19 protein-coding genes are annotated in these 21,371 nt (G+C 60.4%); 7 read left to right on the forward strand and 12 right to left on the reverse strand.

Annotated features, from left to right (window positions below; genetic code table 11):
- The first annotated feature begins 10 nt into the window (after nucleotides 1-10).
- Nucleotides 11-622 (forward strand): glutathione peroxidase, encoded by a 612-nt coding sequence (locus EPO61_02670; GenBank protein TAJ10357.1) that lies wholly within the window; start codon nucleotides 11-13, stop codon nucleotides 620-622.
- Nucleotides 623-684: 62 nt separating this feature from the next.
- On the opposite strand, the gene EPO61_02675 is transcribed toward EPO61_02670, so the two are convergent.
- From EPO61_02675 to EPO61_02685, 3 genes are read right to left on the reverse strand one after another with little or no spacing between them, the layout of a single operon-like run.
- Entirely contained in the window at nucleotides 685-957 is a 273-nt protein-coding gene (locus tag EPO61_02675; protein ID TAJ10358.1) for a hypothetical protein, read from the reverse strand.
- 58 nt (nucleotides 958-1,015) lie between these two features.
- Nucleotides 1,016-1,291: a zinc ribbon domain-containing protein gene (locus EPO61_02680; protein TAJ10359.1), complete on the reverse strand. Its 276-nt coding sequence runs from the start codon at nucleotides 1,289-1,291 to the stop codon at nucleotides 1,016-1,018.
- A gap of 32 nt (nucleotides 1,292-1,323) precedes the next feature.
- Complete coding sequence (locus EPO61_02685) at nucleotides 1,324-1,881, reverse strand: hypothetical protein (GenBank protein ID TAJ10360.1); 558 nt, start codon at nucleotides 1,879-1,881, stop codon at nucleotides 1,324-1,326.
- Between the two features lie 170 nt (nucleotides 1,882-2,051).
- Between EPO61_02685 and EPO61_02690 the strand changes: the two genes are divergently transcribed.
- Nucleotides 2,052-3,524: an MFS transporter gene (locus EPO61_02690; protein TAJ10361.1), complete on the forward strand. Its 1,473-nt coding sequence runs from the start codon at nucleotides 2,052-2,054 to the stop codon at nucleotides 3,522-3,524.
- Between the two features lie 32 nt (nucleotides 3,525-3,556).
- Here EPO61_02690 and EPO61_02695 read toward each other — a convergent pair whose 3' ends face one another.
- The gene (locus EPO61_02695; protein TAJ10362.1) at nucleotides 3,557-3,763 is read right to left on the reverse strand and encodes a hypothetical protein; all 207 of its coding nucleotides are present in this window, start codon (nucleotides 3,761-3,763) and stop codon (nucleotides 3,557-3,559) included.
- A 200-nt stretch (nucleotides 3,764-3,963) separates the two neighbouring features.
- Between EPO61_02695 and EPO61_02700 the strand changes: the two genes are divergently transcribed.
- From EPO61_02700 to EPO61_02720, 5 genes are all read left to right on the forward strand, one after another.
- On the forward strand, nucleotides 3,964-4,491 hold the full coding sequence (locus EPO61_02700) for a hypothetical protein (GenBank protein TAJ10363.1): 528 nt from the start codon (nucleotides 3,964-3,966) through the stop codon (nucleotides 4,489-4,491).
- Nucleotides 4,492-4,735: 244 nt separating this feature from the next.
- Entirely contained in the window at nucleotides 4,736-5,302 is a 567-nt protein-coding gene (locus tag EPO61_02705; protein TAJ10364.1) for a tetratricopeptide repeat protein, read from the forward strand.
- A gap of 32 nt (nucleotides 5,303-5,334) precedes the next feature.
- The gene (locus EPO61_02710; protein TAJ10365.1) at nucleotides 5,335-6,333 is read left to right on the forward strand and encodes a hypothetical protein; all 999 of its coding nucleotides are present in this window, start codon (nucleotides 5,335-5,337) and stop codon (nucleotides 6,331-6,333) included.
- 12 nt (nucleotides 6,334-6,345) lie between these two features.
- Nucleotides 6,346-6,792: a GatB/YqeY domain-containing protein gene (locus tag EPO61_02715; protein ID TAJ10366.1), complete on the forward strand. Its 447-nt coding sequence runs from the start codon at nucleotides 6,346-6,348 to the stop codon at nucleotides 6,790-6,792.
- A gap of 54 nt (nucleotides 6,793-6,846) precedes the next feature.
- Nucleotides 6,847-7,428 (forward strand): TIGR00730 family Rossman fold protein, encoded by a 582-nt coding sequence (locus EPO61_02720; GenBank protein TAJ10367.1) that lies wholly within the window; start codon nucleotides 6,847-6,849, stop codon nucleotides 7,426-7,428.
- A gap of 244 nt (nucleotides 7,429-7,672) precedes the next feature.
- Here EPO61_02720 and EPO61_02725 read toward each other — a convergent pair whose 3' ends face one another.
- The 8 genes from EPO61_02725 to EPO61_02760 form a co-directional block, all read right to left on the reverse strand.
- Entirely contained in the window at nucleotides 7,673-8,002 is a 330-nt protein-coding gene (locus EPO61_02725; protein TAJ10368.1) for a hypothetical protein, read from the reverse strand.
- The gene (locus tag EPO61_02730) at nucleotides 7,999-8,274 is read right to left on the reverse strand and encodes a hypothetical protein (GenBank protein ID TAJ10369.1); all 276 of its coding nucleotides are present in this window, start codon (nucleotides 8,272-8,274) and stop codon (nucleotides 7,999-8,001) included. Before EPO61_02730 ends, EPO61_02725 begins: the two co-directional genes overlap by 4 nt.
- 1,629 nt (nucleotides 8,275-9,903) lie before the next feature.
- The gene (locus EPO61_02735; protein TAJ10370.1) at nucleotides 9,904-10,125 is read right to left on the reverse strand and encodes a hypothetical protein; all 222 of its coding nucleotides are present in this window, start codon (nucleotides 10,123-10,125) and stop codon (nucleotides 9,904-9,906) included.
- Between the two features lie 834 nt (nucleotides 10,126-10,959).
- Entirely contained in the window at nucleotides 10,960-14,181 is a 3,222-nt protein-coding gene (locus tag EPO61_02740; GenBank protein ID TAJ10371.1) for a PAS domain S-box protein, read from the reverse strand.
- A 68-nt stretch (nucleotides 14,182-14,249) separates the two neighbouring features.
- On the reverse strand, nucleotides 14,250-15,080 hold the full coding sequence (locus EPO61_02745) for a response regulator (GenBank protein TAJ10372.1): 831 nt from the start codon (nucleotides 15,078-15,080) through the stop codon (nucleotides 14,250-14,252).
- Between the two features lie 269 nt (nucleotides 15,081-15,349).
- Nucleotides 15,350-18,952, reverse strand: coding sequence for a PAS domain S-box protein (locus EPO61_02750; protein TAJ10373.1), 3,603 nt, complete (start codon nucleotides 18,950-18,952; stop codon nucleotides 15,350-15,352).
- Entirely contained in the window at nucleotides 18,765-19,748 is a 984-nt protein-coding gene (locus EPO61_02755; protein ID TAJ10374.1) for a sigma-54-dependent Fis family transcriptional regulator, read from the reverse strand. Before EPO61_02755 ends, EPO61_02750 begins: the two co-directional genes overlap by 188 nt.
- 218 nt (nucleotides 19,749-19,966) lie before the next feature.
- On the reverse strand, nucleotides 19,967-21,364 hold the full coding sequence (locus EPO61_02760) for a sigma-54-dependent Fis family transcriptional regulator (protein ID TAJ10375.1): 1,398 nt from the start codon (nucleotides 21,362-21,364) through the stop codon (nucleotides 19,967-19,969).
- Nucleotides 21,365-21,371: the final 7 nt, after the last annotated feature.

Consider the following 21,371-nt stretch of genomic DNA (forward strand, 5'->3'; position numbering starts at 1 on the left):
GGAGGCTCCCATGCACGGCGCGCGCGCATCCACCGGTGCTGTGTGGTTGTTCGTGGGGCTCGTACTAGGCTGCAGCCCAAGCTATTCGCTGGCGGAGGAACCGCCGGGCGGGAAAGGGCCGATTCTGATGGCTGCGCAAACCGGTTCGGTGTACGACTTCACGCTAAACGACATCGACGGCAAGCCCCTGTCGCTCGGCCAGTTCAAGGGGAAGGTCCTGTTGCTGGTCAACACCGCCAGCTTCTGCGGGAACACCCCCCAGTACGCGGACATGCAGGAGATGTACGAACGCTATCAGGCGAAGGGCCTGGAGATTCTGGCCTTTCCCGCCAACAATTTCGGCCAGCAGGAGCCGGGCACCAACCAGGAAATCAAGAGTTTCTGTTACACCAAGTACAGCCTGACCTTTCCGCTGTTCATGAAGATCAGCGTGAAGGGCGGCGACAAACATCCCCTCTACCACTACCTCACCGAACAGAGCCCGTTCCCGGGCGAAGTGGAGTGGAATTTCCAGAAGTACCTGGTGGACCGCAAGGGCAACGTCGTGGCCCGCTACCAGCACCGCACCAAACCTCTGGCCGATGAGATCGTACGGGACGTGGAGCGGGAATTGGCGAAGTAGTTCACCGTTGACAGTACTCAGTTATCAGTAAAACTTCCTCACTGAAAACTGACGACTGATCACTAAGCTTTCTTGATGAAGCCGATGTGCTCCCGGTATTGCTGGATGGCGGCCGCAAGGGATTTTCCGCCGAGGGGAATATTGGCGTCCAGCGTATCCTCGATGGCCGGATCGTCGATGACGACATCGTAGCGATCCTGGACGTTGGTCAGGACCATCCCTTTCCCCACGTCGCGCGGCAGAAAGATCTCCTTCCACACTTCCTTTTCGACCAGACACACATCCTTGAACCGCTCATACAGCAGCGCCAGCTTCTCCGGGTCCGTCACTTTCATTCGTCCACGTTCTCCTTCATGCCTTGCGGTTTACGCCTGACGCTGCGCGCCTCGCGGTTCAATGCTCGTGCCCGCAGGGCCCCTCACCGCCCGAGCCATCCCCCATGTCCGACGGAGCCGGAAGGCCCGTCATGTTCAAGGGGGTCGGATCGGGAGACGAGACCCCCACGGCTCCCGACCGGGCGGCAAAGGAAGAAAAGATCCGCGTGATCGGAGCGCCGCACTCCCGACACTCGGCCAGACTCGCCTCGGTCATGCGTTGCAGATATTCCTTGCGCCGCGCACAAGGAGGCTGACGCAGGCACCGCTCCGCCATATATTCATACATCGGCATAACGCCTCGCTACGACCGTCGCAGGATGAAGATTACCGGGGAGGAGATGCGGACTTGGCAGGCTGATCGCTGATCTGAAAGCGCATCGTCCCGACCTGGTTCACCGCATGAAACGCCTGTTGTCCCTCCGGGCTGATGAAGATCTTTACCAGATAGGAGCCCTGCTTCCACCCGTCGACCGGCTGCTTCAATTCCAAAAACCCCTGTTTTTCATGCCAGGGCACGAATAGGGAATCCTTCCCCACCGGCTGGTCCGACAACTTGCCCTGGGCATCCTCCAGGAACCACATCGCACCGAATGTTGCCGGGTCTTCCAGCGTAGGCACTTCAAACACGATATAGACAGCCGAGGTATCCGGAGGAAACACGGATGTCCCAGGTTCGATCGGCTTCAGGCGGGGGTCCTGGGTATACCAGCCCTTGCGGCCGAACGTATCCCATTCCACCTCGTAGCCCTTGGCCATGACGATCCAGGTGAACAGCGATTGCGGCACATTGCGCTTCTGGAGGTCTAGGGACGGCATCTTGGTCTCGTCTACCGCCGTCTCCGCCTGTTCCTTTGGAGCCAGCAACTCGCGCGCCTCAACCACTCCGTGCGCACCTCCCACGAGGGCACACAAAAGCGCCCATGCGGGCAGCCGAATCGCCCCTCCCCCGAGCATAAAAGGCCTCGTAACCCCGATCCCCATCATGAAAATAGCCTACTGCAAGAGGGGGTGCATTGCAACTGACGGCGCCAGCGGCCGGCTCGTCTGTTATAATGGCGCAAGTCGGTTCTCCGCCCCCCCCCCGCAGAGTCGGCCGCGCACGTTCGGATGCGCCCTCCTTCACGACTCCAGACATAGTGGAAGACCGGATGAGCAAGACGACGGACGACCGGTACGACATACGAGAACAGAGCCGGCGCGCCGGCCTCCGCGACGGAGCCTTTTACGCCGCCGCGCAAGGCGGAGGGGAGAACTATCTCTCCGCCTTCGCTCTGCTCCTCCACGCCACCCCTTTGCAGATCGGGTTGCTGTCGGCCCTTCCCCAGCTGGTGGGCACCTGGGCCCAGTTGATCTCGGTCAAAGTCTTGAACCGACTCCGGCACCGCAAGACGATCATACTGGCTGGCGCCGGAAGCCAGACGTTCTTTTGGTTGCCGCTCGTGGCCCTCCCCCTCATGTTTCCGGACTACGGGGCCTGGCTGCTGATCGCCTGCGCGGTAGGCTACTTCGCCTTGGGCCATTTCATCGTGCCGGCCTGGCACAGCCTCATTACGGATTTGATCGAGCCCAACGAACGAGGAGCCTATTTTGCCCGCCGGGCCAAAATCATGGCCGTCACCAACTTCTCGGCCCTCTGCCTGGCCGGGCTGATCCTCCAATCGGCCCAGACCTCGGACATCCCCTGGTCCTGGGCCGGATTCGCCGTGATTTTCCTCCTGGCCGCCGCCGCCAGGGCCGGCTCCACCTCCGCTCTGGCCCGTATCGACGAAGCCACCGCCACCGCCACGTGCGAAGCGGAGGTGCACCTGCTGGACTTTTTACGCCACGAGCGCAGCGTGAACTTCAAGCGGTTCCTGCTGTTTTCCGGTCTCATGCACGTCTGTGTCCTGATCGCCGGCCCCTATTTCGTGATTTACATGATCCGGGATTTGCACTTCACCTACCTGGAGTATGGAACCTGGCTGGCGGCCGGCGTCCTGGGGCAGTTCCTCACGCTCAAACCCTGGGGCTTGATCAGCGATCGGTATGGGAACAAGAAGCTCATGGTGGTGACCGGACTCGCGGTGCCGATCCTGCCCATGCTCTACTTGCTCTCTACCAACCTGGCCTTTCTCGTCCTCGTAAATTTATTGGGGGGCATCGTCTGGGCTGGTCTCGCGCTCGGCCTGCAAAACTACGTCTTCGACGCCGTGCGCGCGGAGGACCGGGCGAAAGGCGTCGCGGTCTGGCATACGATCAACGCCATCGGCTGGTTTGTCGGCGCCATGGTGGGAGGCTGGCTGGCAACCGTGACGCCCGCGGAGATTCATTGGGCCGGCGTAAACGTGCAGTTGGCCTCGAATTTGCCGGTGGTCTTCTTTCTCTCCGGCCTCCTCCGGCTGATCGTGTCTCTCACGTTACTGGGCACCTTCGGCGAAGCGCGCGCGGTTGAAGCAATCTCGCACCGGCAACTCCTGACGAAGTTGCCCCTCGTCAAACCGCTCAGCGAGGCCCTCGGCAAACGTGAGCGCGGCGGGGAAGCCTGACGCTCGAACGGCCTTAGCCTATCCTTGTCCTGTCAGTGCATCATCCCGTGGGAAGAGCCTTGCGGGCCTTGTCCCCGCTCCGCTTCCTCCTGCTTCATCTTTTCGTTGAATTGATCGGCATGGTTCCGAATGTCCTTCTGAGGAACCGGTTGGGGAGGCTCCGCGCAACCGACGAGCGACAGACTTCCAAGCATCACCGCCGCGGCCAACATTCCGAACAGACGTTCCGATCTCTCCATGACGCTTCCTCCTTCAATACGGTTCGCGCCTCAGCGGATCTATTATGCAATACCATGTCGTGACTTGCCAGCCTGCCACGAATATGTGAGGCCATCACCATGGGGCCAAGAGGCAAACTTCATTGACAAGCAACCGGCGACCTGTGTACCCTGTCCAAACCTAGAGGGCCTCCTTGAGCCCGCCGACGGAGGCTCTTTTAATGTTCCCGACCTGCCGCAGCCGAACTTTAGTCGCACTCTTTGCTCTCGTCCTGCTCTGCGCAACGACCGCTCATACGGCAGACCTCAGCACCCCTGAAGGCGTCCTTCGGGCGCTGGTGAGGGCGAATGAAGACAAGGACATGGCCACAATTGCCAAGTTCATGGCCCATGACGACGACATCATCAGCTATACGATCGAGGGGCGCAAATACGTCGGCTGGGCGGACTTCGCCCGCGACATGGAGACCGAGTTCAAGGACGCCACGCGCATCGAGATCCCGATCACCGAACTGAAAGTCTGGACGCGCGGAGAGACCGTCTGGTTTGCGATGGAGCTGGACTATATTCGCTACCTCGGCAGCGGCAAAGAGGAAGTGCGGATGCTCCTCCCCCTGCGCGAGACCGGCATCATGGAGCGGCGCAACGGGCAGTGGATGCTGGTGACGTTCCATGAGTCCTTTCGCAGCGAAGTGTCCATCACGCCGGGCACATCGAGCAGCAATCAAGCGTTTCCGTCTTTGAAGTAAGAAATCGGACCGTCTCGTTGACTTCCGGCAGCCGGAGCGCAATACGAAACCAGCCCCCACCAGTCCCAGATCCCGTTCGCTGACGCTGCTGCTCGCCTGCGCACTGCTCCTGTGGCTGGCGCTTCCGTCGGCCGCCCAACCGCCTGCGCCGCCGCCCGATTACCCCCAGTCGCTGGAGAAAGACCTAAAACAGCTCCTGGAGGCCAAGGCCCAAGAGTCCTCCGATCCCAAGCTGCTCATACAATTGGCCGGCCTCTACCTCGAGATCGGCGAAGAGCTCTATACCGAGAAGCCGCGGAAGCTGGCCGCCTTTGAGGAAGGGGCGCGCCTTGCCAAACGCGCCATCGAACTGGACGACAAAAACGCGGAGGCGCACTACCTCTACGCCGCCAACATGGGCAGCGCCGCGGACACGAAGGGTATCGCCGCCTCGCTCCTTGCACTGGACGACATCAAAACCCATGCGAAACGGACCCTGGAGCTGCAGAAAGACCACGTGGGCGCGCTCCACATGGCCGGCATGATGTTGGAAGAATTGCCCCAGTTCCTAGGCGGCAACCAAGCCGTCGCCCTCGACTACCTGAAAAAGGCCGTATCCATCGATCCCAGCTATTCCCATGCCCGGCTGGATTTGGCCAAGATGTACGTCAAACGCCGCGACCCGGAATCGGCGCAGCGTGAACTGCACGCGATCATCGCGATGGACCACCCGAGCGACGCCTATGCCTGGGCCCGCCGGTACCGTCCGGAAGCGGAAAAACTCCTGGCCACGTTGAAGCCGGGGGAGTCTGCCGGAGCCAACGCCAAGTAAGCGGACGGTTTCACACGAGGAGTTCCCAACCTATGAAGCTGATTACCCTAACACTGATGCTCAGCCTGATTGTGGCCGGTCCTGCCCTGGCGGACGGCAACCACCAGCACGGCGGGCACGCCCCCACCCTGGAAGAAAAAACCACGGTCACCCTGGAAGGCAACACCCTGACCCTCACCTTCGGGCCGATGGACCTGCCGACCGGCCACGACGGCGACCTCGCCGCCAGCATCCCCAAACATATCTTCCAGATCCTCAAGGATCGCCACATGGTCGGCTACAAATCGGCCATCTTCACGAAGGACGGGAAACCCCTGCCACGCCAGTGGCTTCACCACGTCCTGCTGATGAACCTCGACAAGGACAGCGTGTCCTGTCCGGGCGAGCCGCTGTTCTTCGCCGGAGCCGGCATGGAAATGACCGAAACGAAGTTCCCCGCCGGCTACGGGGTCAGGCTTGAAAAGGACAAGAAGCTGATGGTCGTGGTGGCCTTCTACCACAAGGCCCTGCCCACGAAGGACGTCATGGCCACGTTCACGATGGAACTGGCCCCGGAAGGGGCGCCCGTGCAGGACATGGACGTGTATCAGGTCGGCGTCAACATCGTCTGTTACAGCAAGTTCGATCAACGGGGCCCGAACCAGACCGACGAGGGGATCATCATCAACCCCGGCTTGCAGGTGCAGTCGGCCCCGCTCAAGTTCAACATGGACGGCTGCGTGAAGTTCGCCTATCCCCACGGCCATGATCAGTTGCTGCTCATCGCGCTGGACAATAAGACCACCAAGAAGACGCTGCTCCGGACCGTGCCGGACGTCGAAGCGGACGGCAACTTCCGGGCCTTCCAGCCCCACCAAGTCTACAAAGACGATCGCGGCTTTTCCGTGAACACTCGCGACGACTATGAGATGACCATGGTCTACCATCGCCCCTTGCACGACCCGGAGGAGGGGCACGGTATGGGCAACTATCTGCTCTACATGACGCCGGGAACCTGCCCGGGGGATGCGTCGGCCGCGGCGGCGCGCTGAGAAAGGACTCCCATGTCACTGTTCGACCGTCTATCGGAAGATTTGAAGCAAGCCATGCGGAGCAAGGACCAGCTCCGCATGGACGTGATCCGCATGATCAAGGCCGCGGCGCTGAACAAGGAGATCGAGCTTAAGAAGGACCTGGACGACGCGGACCTGAGCCGCATCATGACCCAGCTCATCAAGCAGCGCAAAGAGTCGGTCGAGCAGTATCAGAAAGCCAAGCGGGACGACCTGGCCGGCAAAGAACTCAAAGAGATCGCCATCATCGAAGGCTACCTGCCCAAAGCCCTCTCGGCGGACGAAATTGCGCAGGCGATCGCGGCGGCGATCCAGGAGACCGGCGCGACTTCGCTCAAGGACATGGGCGCCGTCATGAAAGCCGTCATGGCCCGCCTGGTCGGCCAGACGGTGGACGGCAAACAGGTCAGTGAACTGGTGCGCACCAAACTTACATAGTTGCTCCCCGACCGTGCCTCTCCAGAACTTCTTTTCAGTCCCCACGGCACATCCATGAAACGGATCTGCGTCTTCTGCGGGTCCAGGGAAGGCAATAGGCCTGTCTATACGGAAGCAGCCAGGGCTGTGGGCGGCCTGCTGGCCCGCGAAGGGATCGGGCTGGTCTATGGAGGGGGTGGGATCGGGCTCATGAAACTCCTGGCCGATGCGGTCCTGGACGCAGGAGGTCAAGTGACGGGCGTCATTCCCCATGCCCTGACCACCCAGGAGATTGCCCATCCCCGCGTCACCGACCTTCGAGTCGTCGGCTCCATGCACGAACGAAAAGCCTTGATGGCGGAGCTGTCCGATGCGTTTATCGCCCTGCCCGGCGGGTACGGCACCCTGGAGGAATTCTGCGAAGTAGTCACCTGGGCGCAACTGGGCTTGCACCGGAAACCTTGCGGGCTGCTGAACGTCGCCGGGTTCTACGATCCCCTACTCGCCCAGCTCGACCGGCAAGTGACCGAAGGGTTCCTCAGCCCAACCATGCGCACCCTGGTGATCGAAGCCAAGGAGCCGGGGCAGTTACTCATCAGCATTCAGGCTTACCGGTCGCCGGTTACGGAGCAGCCCATCAGGCTAGATCAGACCTAGCCGAACCGACAACGTCTTTCCAGGTTTTCGGTTTATTCGAGATTCTTTACTCCAATTCCGAGCCTGCCGATATCATTGGCTCCGTGCACACCTTTGCCGGAACGCCGACAGAGCAAGGGCTCCGGACGTTTCGTCCGGAGCCCTTGCTTCCTCAGCTCAGTTCACGTCCGTCTTCGCTAGCCCGGACTGGCTGGTCAACGTGGCTGCCCGATCAACAGAATTGGTGTAACCCGTGAGCGACGAATCAGCCCTTGGGTTCCGGAGCATCCTTCCCGTCAGGGATGATCTTCACGACCTTGAGAACCTTTCCCATTTCGTCCAGTTCGACCTCGACACTGACGTGGTCGCCTTCCGTCAGCCCTTTCATCAGGTCAATGCTGGCGACGGGCAGCGATTCCGTCTTCCCGCGGTCGATCTGGATTGTGACCTTCAAGCCGGCCCAATCGATGCTCTTGATGGTACCGCCCACAAAATTCGTGGCCGCCGCCGAGGCATCAACGCCGGACGGACTGCTCATGCCGACCATACCCACGACACAGACCAAACCGACCATTGCGATGAGTAACGTTTTCATGATGCTCCCTCCTTTATTTGCCCCACAGCCAGTTGACCAGCCAAGGCGTCGGGATTCCCATGGCGGATGCTACGGACATCCCAATGGTGACTCTGGTTCAGCGCAGCGCCTCGCGGCAAGTCCGGCGCTTCGCGCGACGATTGCCTATCCATCCTCTCAAGATGCAGCTTGTCCATATAGAGGACCAGCCAAGGGAGGCATAGCAGGAAGATGACCGCGCTGACGCCAATCAGCAGCCCCAACAACAGGATCTCCATCGCGCCTAACGACATGGCCCCCTCCTTCGCCACTTGTAGTACTGTAGTACATGGACCAGCCTTGCTGGCATTGAGAGGAGCAAAGAGAATGCCGACGGACGCGCGCGCGTGGAGGTTATTGAATTTGCAGATTTATTCATTTGGCTTTGTTCAGAAACGCCAATTTGTTCTCCATCATCCTGCAGGGAACTTCCCACAAACGTTTTCCCCTTCCAAGTAAACCCATTGAAATTTCTATAAGCACGACTGTATGCAATCCCCTGCAACGACCACGAGCGCCAGGCCTGTGTTTCCCATCTCACACCTGTAGGGATTTGCCTCTCGTCAAGGAACAACGTATTGCCAATCGTTTAGATGATGAGCGGACATAAGGCGTAGGGTTGCGCCTTCACTGTTCAGAGTGAGTTCCTCTTTGCCAATTTATCCAACCTATTGGAATCATGGGAGGGTCCACATAACCCAAGACATGGCATTTCTCTTGCGCATAGAGAAAAGCGACGGGAGGAGCGATCCTCAACGAAGAGGGGCGGACCAAGACGGCAAAGTCCGACAAGAGCAACACCGCGACGGTGGCGACAAGACACGATTCGAAGCGCGAGGTACGGGCGGATTGATACAGCTCCACGGCTGCCGTTCGGCGTCGGACCGAGCGACCCAAAGCCCTCTCTCCTACCCGACAATACAGGAGGTGACGCCATGCGATATGTCACAATCCTCTGCGAACACAAGACGCCAAGAACCTGCGCCGATTGCGGGCAACCGTCCAAACTCCTGACCAGAGCCTATAATCGTTTTACCCAATCCGAGGTACGGCTCTGCCCTCCCTGCATCGTCTGGCACGACCAACAGGTGGACGACCTAGTCCCAACCAGATCATAGAACCGTTCGCATGTGCTCGATCGCTGTTGCGGGGCCGCGCCGGGAACGGTTCACCCGTACCATCGGCACAGGGCGAGCACGCGCAGCCAGATCATGACATTCCGGAGAGCACGGCATGGCCACACCAGAACTCTTCACCGGGGATCGTTTCTACAACAACACCTTGCCGGCGAGCCTTCTGCTCTGGCTGGTGTTGGTCTTGATCGTCGGAACCTGGTGGAGCAGCGGCTAGATCGGCCCGGCCATGCACCAGCACAGCGCCGAGCCATGTACGCCGTTCTTGTGCTGTCCGCCTGCCTGAGTTGTAGCCCTTCCCCGAACACCCCCTATGCGGATGGACTCCAGCAGTTTGCCTGTGCACATAGCGAGGCACGTCCCGGGGAGTGCAAGAGAAAGCTGAGGGAGGCAAAAATGAAAGGAGCGTTGCAGACCTCGCCCAGCTCGACCGGCGGATGGCCGAGGGATTCCTCAGCCCAACAAGAACCCTAGTGATCGAAGCCGAGGAGCCGGAGCAGTTACTCGCACGCTCAAAACCTATCGGTCGCCGGTTACGGGGAGGAGGATAGCGGAGGGGGAGAACAGAAAATACCGATTTTAGGCTTCTTGCCAGCCATTGTGGAGATATCGATGGCGCAGCACGAGTTGAGCAAAGATAGGGGCCATGAGCCAGGAAAGGCCGAACGTCACGAACGCCGCCAGGACAGCCAATATGACACCGATCCATGCTTCATGTTTCGCCCAATAAAAAGGACCGAAGAGAAGTGTTCAGAGAAATGGATTAGTGATCTCGACGATCTGGCCGGTTGCTGGGTTGCGAAAACGCATGGCTGTTTCGCCGGTCATTTTGGATTTTTCTGGCAGACTGCTGGAAGGCTCTTTTGAAAGGCTGACCATGCTTGCCTGAGGGATGGGGTAAGCACATGATGGGCAAGCTCGTGCTAATGATGAAATCTCCTTGCCACATTCAGGGCATTTGATGAGTGCCATGGTTTTTCTCTCCTTTTTCCTCAGCAGCCACTGTACCTAGTCGCTGCTCTTTGTCCTCTTAATCTGCGATCACCATAAAAAAAGGCCAGCCCCCTTACGAGAGCTGACCCTTAACGCATCTACCTCACTATTCCCACATTGGACCTTTAGGCGATTACGCAACTCCTTACGCGTCAACAAGAATTTGATTACTGGAGGCAAAGTAACTATCCGCCGCGAGTTTATCGAGCGCGGCGGGTCAAGCGAAGAAGAGAACCCCAAGATTGCTGGTGGGGTTCTCCGCCGCGCAAATCAATAGCGCGTCGGTACACGCCAAGCGAAGAATTTGATTGCTGGAGGCAAACAATCTCTCCGCAGCGATTTGATCGAAGATCTTGACTTCAACTCAGCGCAGACGGACCGCATCGGCTCCGCTCGCACCGTATCTGAACGACGACACATCCGAAGAAGACGGAACTGAACGAACTTACGAAGCGGAGCGGCAAGAAGGATCGGCCGGACACATGGCATTCATTTTTGGCAGAACCAGAGCGCGTAGAAGCGGTGATTGCAGGAATGGCACTCGAAGGGATAGAGGCCCAGCCAGCTGAGGATTCGCTCGTCACAATGCCGATGCGCCCGCTCTCCCCAGCGAAACCGGCAGATGGGGCAGCGAGCCGAAACGAGTGTCGGCAGCCAACTGAACATGAACACCTTCAACGGTCCCTCTTCTCCGCCGATTCATTCACTGAGGCGCGCAGCGAGTTGCTCGCTGCTTCGGCTCGCGATCTTCCAAGGCCGGCCGACGCATCTTATTCGATCGAGAGGGGCCAAGCGGAAAACTGGTCTCTCAGCTCACACCACTGTTTCATGCGGGAGCTGAGCGTGCGCCTCTCCGCTTTCGGAAGAAACAATCTGACAGTCCAACGCCTTGTCGCTGGATTCACGACGGTCGTTGCTCTGCGTCTCAGGTCGGGGCTCAGGTGGTTCCGCTCTTTGGTCCTGCATCGGAGGCAGACGGACGATGAACGCCGCCCCTCGGCCGACCTCGCTCTCCACGGTCACCGTCCCGCTCAGCTCGCTCACAATCCGGCGCGCGATCGACAGGCCGAGCCCTCGAGACTGGCCGGCCGGCTTCAGGGTGAAGAACGGCTCAAACAGGCGGGCCTGGTGTTCCGGCGCAACGCCGGGGCCATCGTCCTGGATTCGTACTTCAATCCAGTTCGCCTGGTCGCCCTGCCCTCCGATCTCCCCCGCGCTCTGTTCTTCTGCTCCCGGCGCGGCGGCGCGGGAACGCGGCGATTCGGCGAGAGCCGTCGTCACGGTCAACATGCCCTTCCCATGCGCCGATGCCATCGCCTGCTGTGCGTTGGTGATCAGGCTCAACAGGACCTGAACCACATCGTTGGCGTCGGCCAAGACGGGCGGAAGATGCTCCTGAAGATGCGTCTGTATCTGAATCTGATGGATGGCCAGATCATTGGCGGCCAGGTCGAGGGTCCGCTGGACCAGCCCATTCACCTGGCAGGCCTGCCGCTGCCCTCCGGATGAACGGGAGACGGCCAGGGTCCGCTGCACGATCTCAGCCGCCCGCTGGGCCGCCTCCTGGATCGAGGACAACTCGTCCGTCAAGCCCTCGAAGCGCCCCTGCTTCAGCTCTTCTACCGCAAGTTGGGCGTAGCCGGCGATCATGAAGAGCGGGTTGTTCAACTCGTGCGCAACGCCGTCAAGCAGCGTGCCGAGAGACGCCATCTTCTCCGACTGGCGCAGCATCTGTTCGGTACGCCTCCGCTCCGTTTGATCCCGCATGACGAGCAGCCACCCGACGACCGCCTCACCCTTCCGGACGGCGGTGCTGGTCACTTCAAGCCACAAAGCCCGGCCGTCTTTGAGAAAGATCTCGAATTCCATCAGCGGGGGCACCGGCCGACCGAGACCGATGGCCGCCAGGTTCGACCTGGCCAGCGGCTGGCAGGCGAAAGCCTCCATCAGGGAACTGCCGATCAGTTTTTCCATGGGCTGCCCCATGATCAGTTCCGTCCGGCAATTGGACCACTGGATAATGTGCCGATCATTGAGAAACAGAATGGCGTCGGTCGCATGGTCAATCGCCAGCCGGAACCGTTCTTCGCTCTCTTCGGCCTGCTCGGCCATCCGCAGTCGGCCGAGGAACTGGCCGATCTTGATGCCCACGTCGGCCATCATGTCCAACAGCTCGGCATCGAGCGGACGCACCTCGCGACTGAAGAATTCGATCACGCCCAAAACCTCGTCTCCGATCTTGATCGGAAAGGCGAACGCCGCATGCAGGCCGGCCTTCGCGGCAATCGGTGCCCGTGGGAAGTTGGGGTCCTTCACCACATCGGGCAGCCAGGCCGGTGTGCCGCTGGCCCAAACGCGGCCGGGCAAACCGACCCCTGACTGGAACTGGCTGGCGCAGGTCGCAGCGACAAAGTCCTGGGCCGGAACCGATTTGGCCAGCCAAACCGTCTCACACCGGAGTATCGGTTGATCCGGCTCCACGAGCCAGACGGCACCCATGTCCCAACCCGTTGTCTCGCAGACGGCCCTCAGAATCGGTGGAGCCGCATCCGCCAGGGTCTTGGATTGAACCAGCGCGCTGCTCACGGCCAATTGCGAGGCCTGTCGTTTCTCCGCCCGGCGGCGCGGCCGGTCGTCGCGCAAGGCGAGCACGATGCCGACCAACGCGCCTTGCCCGTCTCTGATCGGAGCCGCGCTCCCCTCGATGGAGAGTTCCTTGCCATCGCGTGTGATCAGCAGCAGGCGCTTGCCAAGCGAGACGACCCCGCCCTCTCGGATGACGTTGGCAACCGGGTTCTCGATCGCTCGTTTGGTCTCTTCGTTGACAATCTGAACGACCTTGGAGAGCGCGACCCCAATGGCGTCTTTCTGTTCCCAGCCGGTGAGGTGCTCCGCGAGCGGATTCATAAAGGTGATGGAACCGTTCCTGGCGGCAGCCACCACGCCGTCGCCGACACTGGTCAAGGTCGCCGTCAATTGCTCGGCCTGTTGCGTTGCCTGCACCGAGATTCGTTGGAGCCGTGCGCCGGTCCAAAGAAGCAGGGTCACCATCGGCAGCCACACGGCACTCCCGACGAGCGCCAGTTTCCACAGGAACTGCCGAATCGGCGTCAAGATGTCATCGTGGTTTATCCTCACGAGGACGCCCCAATTCAGCAAGCCTTTGGTCTTCGCGTAGCCAGTGATCACCGGGATACCGCGCCGCATATGGGTTTCCTCGACGTAACCGGACGGGCCCGATCCCACCAGCAGGGCCGACGGTAGCGCCCACTCCCTGAGGTTGACCCGTAGTTCTTCCCGTAACATCGAATCTGCGATCACTGTACCGTCGCCGGCCAGGAACTGATACTCGATGACGGCCGCTGTACCGTGTTGGGCCTGGAGGGCCATAACCGTGCCCGCAAACACGGCTTCCAGAACCGGCAAACTGACTTGCGTCATCACCGTGCCGAGCCATTCCCCGCCTTGTCCTCGGATCGGCGCGGCGAAGGTCACGGCCAGGGCTCTGGCGAGCCCGTCGGTGACGGCCACATCCTCAACCACGATCCCGCCCCTTTTGCGAACCAACGCGAACCATGAGGCTTGGCTCACATCCAACCCCACACTGCCGGGATCGGTCGCAGCGAGAATCCGACCGTTCGGATCGGTCACCCCCAACCAGCGATAGACCGGATAGGCGTCTTGGACAGATTTCAGATACGGAGTCATCGCGGCCGGGTTCCCTGCGTGAAGGACCGGCGATACCGTCAGCATATGAATGTCGCCGTACCGTTCAGCAAGAAGCAGGTCTAGTTTGCCGGCAATCTCGACGGCGGCCAAGGCCATGTTCTCTCCCGCGCTCGCGACCAGCCGCTGTTCGATGAACCGCAGTGCAATCGCACCCACCGCACAAGCAAGGAGGGTGACCCCAGCCGTCAGGGCCAGCAGCCGCCAAGACATCCGGCGGCCGGACTGCGCGGCTCGGTCACGGTGCTTCCAGAAAGGCATCATCACCCCTGTGAGCAGTGGCACGCTCTTCATGTCTTTGCACGCCATGTCATGTTCCTATCGGAGGCGGCCTGTTCGTCTTTCTGCATAGGGAAAGCCTACGCTATCATCGACCGTCATGCTCGTTGTGGGTTCGCTCCGCTGACCTGTGGCTCTGAGTTGGCGACAAGCAGCCCCACTTGCACGACTAATTCCAGGCGATCCAGATTCACCGGCTTCCCAATGACGTCCACCGATCCGAGGTCAAGCGTCTGCTGCAACAGCTTCTCATCCTGGCTGGCCGTCAGAGCCACCGCCCCGCCCACATAGTGCCTAGCCCGCAGCTCGCGCAACACATCGAGACCGTTCATGCCGGGCATATACATGTCCAGGATGACCAGGTCGGGCTGCTGTTGCGCCACCATCGCGAGGGCCTCCGCACCGTTTTGCGCCACGCGGACCCGATAGCCCCGCAAGGTGAGAAATTTCATCAGCAGGTTACGGATCATCGCTTCATCATCCACCACCAGAATGGTCGCCCCCTCCCGGCTCTCCACCGATGCCACTCGATTAGGAATCCCGGCAGGCAGGGCCATGGCGGCAGGACTCGACCTCTGAAGTGATCGCTCCATGGCTCCAAGCACCACGTCGAATGACAGCCCTTTCTTCAGAAAGTCGCTCACCCCCAACTCCCTGGCCTGGTTTTCCATCTTCACGTTTCCTCCAGCCGTCAACACCATGACGGCAGCCATCGGGCTCATCGCTCGGATCTGCTTCAGCACGTCGATCCCGTCCATCCCGGGCATGCGGAGGTCCAGCAGCGTGATGCTGGGTTGGTGCTGCTGAAACAGCGTCAGGGCTTCATGGCCATCGGTGGCCGTCAGCACCTCGTGCCCGTGGGAACTGAGCACTGCGCGCAGCAGATCGCAAATCATCTGCTCATCGTCCACCACCAATATCTTCCCCATCCTGCACCTCCAAATTAGTCCTGCGCTGCGATCCGTGATCGGCCGCGACCCTTTGGGCCAATTACCGGCTGTTCATCGGTTTCCCTCCATCACCGGCAGCCGCACGGTGAAGGTGGCATCCGGCTGCCCACTGACGCTCCAGATGCCGTGTCCACTCGTTCGAGCAGGACTCCAGGGTTCGCCCGGTCTGCTGAACTGATGGAAGCTTCCTGACAAAGCCGCATCAACAAAACAGCGATCCCCGACGTTCGCTCGCGAAACGACACGCATCACGGTCCGGCTCCCTGTTTCGATGAAGCCAACGCCTCGCGCACCTTCGCTGTCAGTGCATGGGGCGTAAAGGGCTTCTGCAGAAAGACGCCCCCCTGGGCCCACACCTGTTGATGGAAAGTACTGCTATCTGTATAACCTGACATGAACAGTACCTTCATTTCGGGACGCGTCGGCATTAGACGTTTGCTCAACTGGCCTCCGTTCATGTCCGGCATGATCACATCGGTGAGCAAGAGGTGGATCGACCCGACGTACTCGCGGCTCACCTGTAGTGCCTCATCGCCGTGGCATGCCTCCAAGACCGTATAGCCGTTTGAGCAGAGGATGTCTCCGACGAGCGAGCGCACCAAATCCTCGTCCTCGACCAGCAGGATGGTTTCATTGCCCCCCTGAATCTTGTGAGGCTGGTTTCCGGAATACACGTCATCAGCCACGCTATCTTCACGCGGCAAGAAGATGGTGAGCATCGTGCCTCGACCGGGTTGGCTGTGGATCTCGATATGCCCTCCGCTCTGATCGATGATCCCATGGACGATGGAGAGGCCAAACCCAGTGCCCTTGCCCCTTGGCTTGGTGGTGAAGAAGGGCTCAAAGATGCGAGACTGCGTGGCTTCGTCCATCCCAACCCCGTTGTCGCTGACCACCAGCAGCACGTACGGACCGGGATGGAGGTGGGAGTGTCGATGCCCGCCAGCCTCGCCCAGTACGAGGTTGGTCGTTTCAATAGTGAGTCGCCCTCCCTTCGGCATGGCATCACGGGCATTGACCGCCAGGTTCAGAATGACTTGCTCGATTTGCCCGATGTCGGCCTTCACACAGCCGAGATCCGTTTCCAGCCGGGTCACGAGTTCGATCGGCCCGAGCAAGCGCCGCAGGATCGCCTCGATCCCGGCAATGACGACGTTGAGATCCACTCTTCTCGGCTGGATGACCTGCTTGCGGCTGAAGGCCAGGAGCTGGTGCGTCAACGCGGCAGCCCGCTCGCTGGCCTGACGGATTTCCTGGATGCTCTCGAACTGGGGATCGCCCTGCGGAAGCGTGAACAACAACATCTCGCTATTGCCGGTGATGACCGTCAGCAGGTTGTTGAAGTCATGGGCGATGCCGCCGGCCAGTTGCCCCATCGCCTCCATTTTCTGCGCGTGGCGCAACTGCTCTTCCATCTGCTTGCGATCCGTGATGTCCTCTGCAACGCCGATAATCCGACAGACTGCCCCCGACTCATCCCGGACTGGAAAGGCCCGGTCCAGGATCCAGCGAACCGATCCGTCTGGCCGCACAATCCGGTACTCCTCGTGATACGCTCCGCTGACCTGCTTGCTCAGAGCCGCCTCCATGACCCGCTCTCGATCATCGGGATGGATCGCCTCGGCCCAGGCCCGTGGCGAGGCGTACAAGCTCTCGCACGTCATCCCCCAGATCTTCTCGTAGGCCGGGCTGACATAGAGCATCCGGTTCTTATCCAAAGTGGTCAGCCAAAAGACCTGCTGGATGGTTTCAGCGAACTGACGGAGTCGCTCCTCCGATTCGCGCAGGGAGGCCTCCGACTGTTTGCGCTCCGTGATGTCCTCGATGGTGAGGACGAACTCAGCAGCAGCAGCAGCAGCAGCAGGTTTCATGCCGGTTACGCAAAGACGCAGGACCCGCCGCTCGCCGGTTGGGTGCACCCACTCCACTTCCCGCGTCACCGGCTTGCCATGCGTGTGTGCGGTCCGAAGCATCTCGCCTGTCTCATCAAGCTGGTCCTCACCGTGGATCACCGAGGCAATGGTCCGGCCGACGGTATCCGCCTCGTTCCGTTGGATGAGTGCGTAGAAGCAGGGATTGGCAAATTGGATGATCCCCTGCAGATCCAGGCGGACTACCGACACCGGCAGCGCGATCATCGTCGTCCGATAGAGCAGTTCGGCCGTCCGGATCTGACTCAGGAACAACCCTTTCTCGATGGCCACGCCGGCCTCGGCTGCCAGGGTCGCAATCACCTGCTCATCAATCTCCGAGAACTCGTCGGCTCCGCGCTTCTCGGTCAAGTAGATCCGCCCGAATAGACGTCCGTGGGAGCGGATCGAGACGCCCAGGAACGAATGCATCGGTGGATGGTGCGGAGGGAAGCCGCTGAAGGTAGGATGACGGGTGAGGTCTTTCAACCGGAGCACATCCCCCTCCTGAGCCAGGAATCCGAGCAGGCCACGCCCTGTGGGCAACCTTCCGATCCGGCTCTTCGTCGTCTCATCCATCCCCGTCGTGATGAACTGGACAAGTTCCTTACCGCTCTCATCGAACTGCCCTACCGCCCCGTATCTGGCTCCGGTGAGCTGCACGGCGGTTTCGATGACCAGTTGGAAAAACTCCGGGAGCGCAAATTCAGTTCTCTGCACGCCCTCCACATTCTCCAGCGCGCGCCCCACGCGGTTGAGCCCCTTGAGCCGATCGAGCTGCGCGTTCGTCTGTTCGGATTCCATGCGCACCTGCTTGGCCGTCCACAGCAGGAGGCCCGTCATCGGCCCCAGGACGATTAGCCCCGCCAACGTGACGTACCACGTCACATCCGCAACAGGAGCCAGAATCTGGGCTCGGTTAGCCCTGACCAGCACCCCCCAATCCAGTCCCCTGAAGGTCCCGATCCCCATGGTCCTGGCATAGCCCGTGACAACCGGCACATGGAGCCGGATGTGCTCCTCTTCCACGAAGCCAGACTGGCCTGACTCGCTCAGTTGCGCGGAGAGGAGGCCGAGCTTCAAGAGGTTGACCAAGCCCTTATGCCGGAGGTCCGAATCAACGAACGCCAAGCCTTCGTGCGTCAAGAACTGATATTCGATCGAGCCCTGGATTCCCTGCCTGCGCTGGAATGATTGGAGTGTGCGGGTCAAAATCTCTTCCAGCCTGGTCAGGGTAACTCGCGTCGTCACAACGCCAACGAATTGCCCCTGCTGGCTCACGATGGGGGCCGTGAACGCGACCACGTCCATGCCCCCCCCTGCCTCATCCAACGGTTCGACATCGCCGAGGACGATGATCAGGCCATCCCGTGCCGCTTGAAACCAACCGGCATGGCTCCGGTCGCTGCCGACGCTCGACGGTTCGGTTGACGCAACGATCCGTCCCTGCCGATCCGTGACCGCCAGCCACACGTAGGCGGTGGACGCCTGTTGCACAACCATGAGGTACTTGGCCATCGCTTCGGGATCGTTTCTCCTGAACGCCAGCGCCTGAGCCAGCATCTGCACATCGCCATACCGCTCGAACAGAAACCAGTCCAACTTCTCGGCGATGTCCTCAGCCATCGACGCGAGGTTTTCCCCTGCGCTGGCCACCAGGCGCTTCTGGATGAAGGCCAGGGACAGGCCCCCGACGAACAAGGCCAGCCCCGTCACCGCGATGATCAGCCACGGCAACCAGCGGTAGACACGCTTAATGTCTTTGGCCATAACCCTCGGCTCTTGTCTGGCTCGCGGACGGGACCGGCGTACGGTCACGCTTGAGTCCGTTGCGATGCCAGTTCCGGACATGCGAAGCCTGTCTCGCTGGGTTCGGCAGCGGGAGCTGTTCCGGCCTAATCCGTCGGTCGGCTGCCAGGACCGCCGACTGAACGACCCCATACAGTTCCCGAAGATTCCCAGGCCACGAGTAGGCTTCCAGTGCCGCGCGGGCCGCGGGACTGAAACCCTCAACCTGCTTCCCAAGCTCGCCGTTGGCCATAGCCAGAAAATGGTAACTGAGCAGGCTGATGTCGCCTCGTCGCTCACGCAGCGGTGGAATCCTCAGAGGGATTCCGCCGCTCAGGCAGTTCATGAGATCCTTGTGGCGTTCTCCTGCCGTCGTCCGACTCAAGCAGCCGGTGGTGGCCGCCATGATGCGGACATACACGGAGAACGGCTTGATTCCTCCCAGCCGCTCCATGGATTTGGTTTTTAGGACCCGCAACAGCCGTCCCTGAACCCAGTTCGGCATCAGCTCAATGCGCTCCAACAACAGCGACCCTCCCCACGCCAATTCCAGCTTCCCCGGCAGGCTCTGCGCCAGGCCCGAACAGAACCCGGCCTCGCACCCAAACAGCTCGACCGCCAGCATCATGTCGGACAATGCCGAGCAATCGACGGCGATAAAGGAACCCGTACGGTAGGGGCTGAGACCGTGGATGATCTGCGCCACGAGCCGCTTTCCCGTGCCTTCTTCCCCCTCCAGCAACAACGGCACATCGTACGGGGCATAGGAGTGCATGAGACGACGTAGTGCCCGCATCGGAGCACTCTTCCCGATCAGATCCAGATCGCGCGGCTGATGGGACATGCCCCACCAGAGCTTCGGAGCCATCGAATCACTATTCACCAGCTTCATACCTATCACCATTTCCCCATTCCCGCCCTCATGGACTGATGAGACGAATACCGACATAATGAGCAGGACTCATAATGAGCAGGACTCATACCAGGATTTAGACTGTCAGGTGCTCTAGCAGATCCACAGTGGCTAGCTTGCATAACAAATTGAATAATTTTAACTATTCTACTTCGCTCAACTGGGATTCATGCAGAGGATGGAAGTGGAAAGGCAACAGTGACGGGCTATGGTTAAAGTCACCATAGTAACCGCCACCATAGAACAGAGGAATCTTATGAAGACTTTTTAGAAGGCGGGATAGCGTATGCGCGAATTTTCACGAACAGGGTCTTGTAATCCACGCCGAAGCGGCGCGCCGCCTCGGCCTTGTTTCCGCCGGTCTCTTCGAGCACCTTGACGATGGCGGTCCGTTCGGCTTCATCGGCAGCCTGACGTCGGATCTGGCTGAGGTTGAGGCCCTCCCTCCGTTCCGACAGGCCCTCCGCCCGGATGCCCGGCTTCCGGATCTGATCAGAGAGGTGTTCAGGCCTCACGATCTGATCGGCCAGGATCACCGCCGACTTCATACAATTCTCCAGTTCCCGTACGTTGCCCGGCCAGGCATAGCCCTCCAGTAATGTCATGGCTTCAGAACTGATGCCTCGTATGGGCTTGCGATAGACGCGGGACGCAGCCATCAACGTATAGTGAGCAAGGAGCGGAATGTCGCACGGCCGATCTCGCAGAGGCGGCACCATGAGCGTCACCGTGTTGAGCCGGTAGTACAAATCGCGCCGGAAGCGATCCTGGGCGATCATGCGCTCGATGTCGGCGTTCGTCGCGGAGATGATCCGCACATCCACCGGAACCGGCTTGCGCCCTCCCAGGCGATCCACGGCCCTGGACTGGAGCACCCGGAGCAGTTTCGGCTGGATGACCGGAGGAATATTGCCGATCTCGTCGAGCAACAGCGTGCCGCCCTGCGCCTGCTCGATCTTGCCGGGTTTGGCTTGGTCGGCACCGGAAAACGCGCCCCGCTCGTATCCGAAGACCTCCGCCTCCACCAGCGTGTCCGGAAGCGCGCCGCAATCCACGGCCACGTAGGGTCCTTTGCATCGAGGGCTCAGGGTATGAATCGCTCGGGCCACCAACTCCTTGCCGGTCCCGCTCTCGCCCAGGATCAACACCGGCACGTCGAAGGGCGCCACCTGCTTGATCCGTTCGACCAAAGCCAGCATCTTAGGGCTCGTGCCGACCAGCTCTCGCAGCGGAGCCGGTCGAGCGGCTCCGCCGGAGAGATCTGTGACTTCCTGAGCCAATTGGTTCAGCCGCAAGCAGTTCCGGATCATGACCCCGAGGCGGGACAACGGAATCGGCTTGATCAGGAAGTCGTGCGCCCCCTGCAGCACAGCCTTTTCGGCATCCTCCCTGGTGCCATACCCGGACATCATGATCACGCGGTGGTCGCCCAGTTCCGGATGGAGTTGTTTCGTCAAGAGATCCAAGCCGTTGGCATCGGGCAGCCGTACATCGAGCAGGACAATTGCCGGATGCTCTCGCCTGACGGCAGCGATCGCTTCCTTGCCCGATTGCGCCACCAGCGGCTCATAGCCCTGCTTGGCGAGAAACTGCCGCAACATCCCCACGATGCTCGGATCGTCGTCAACGATCAGAATGCGTTCTTTTGCCATCGCCTCC

The sequence above is a fragment of the Nitrospirota bacterium genome (assembly GCA_004296885.1).
Lineage (GTDB): Bacteria > Nitrospirota > Nitrospiria > Nitrospirales > Nitrospiraceae > SYGV01.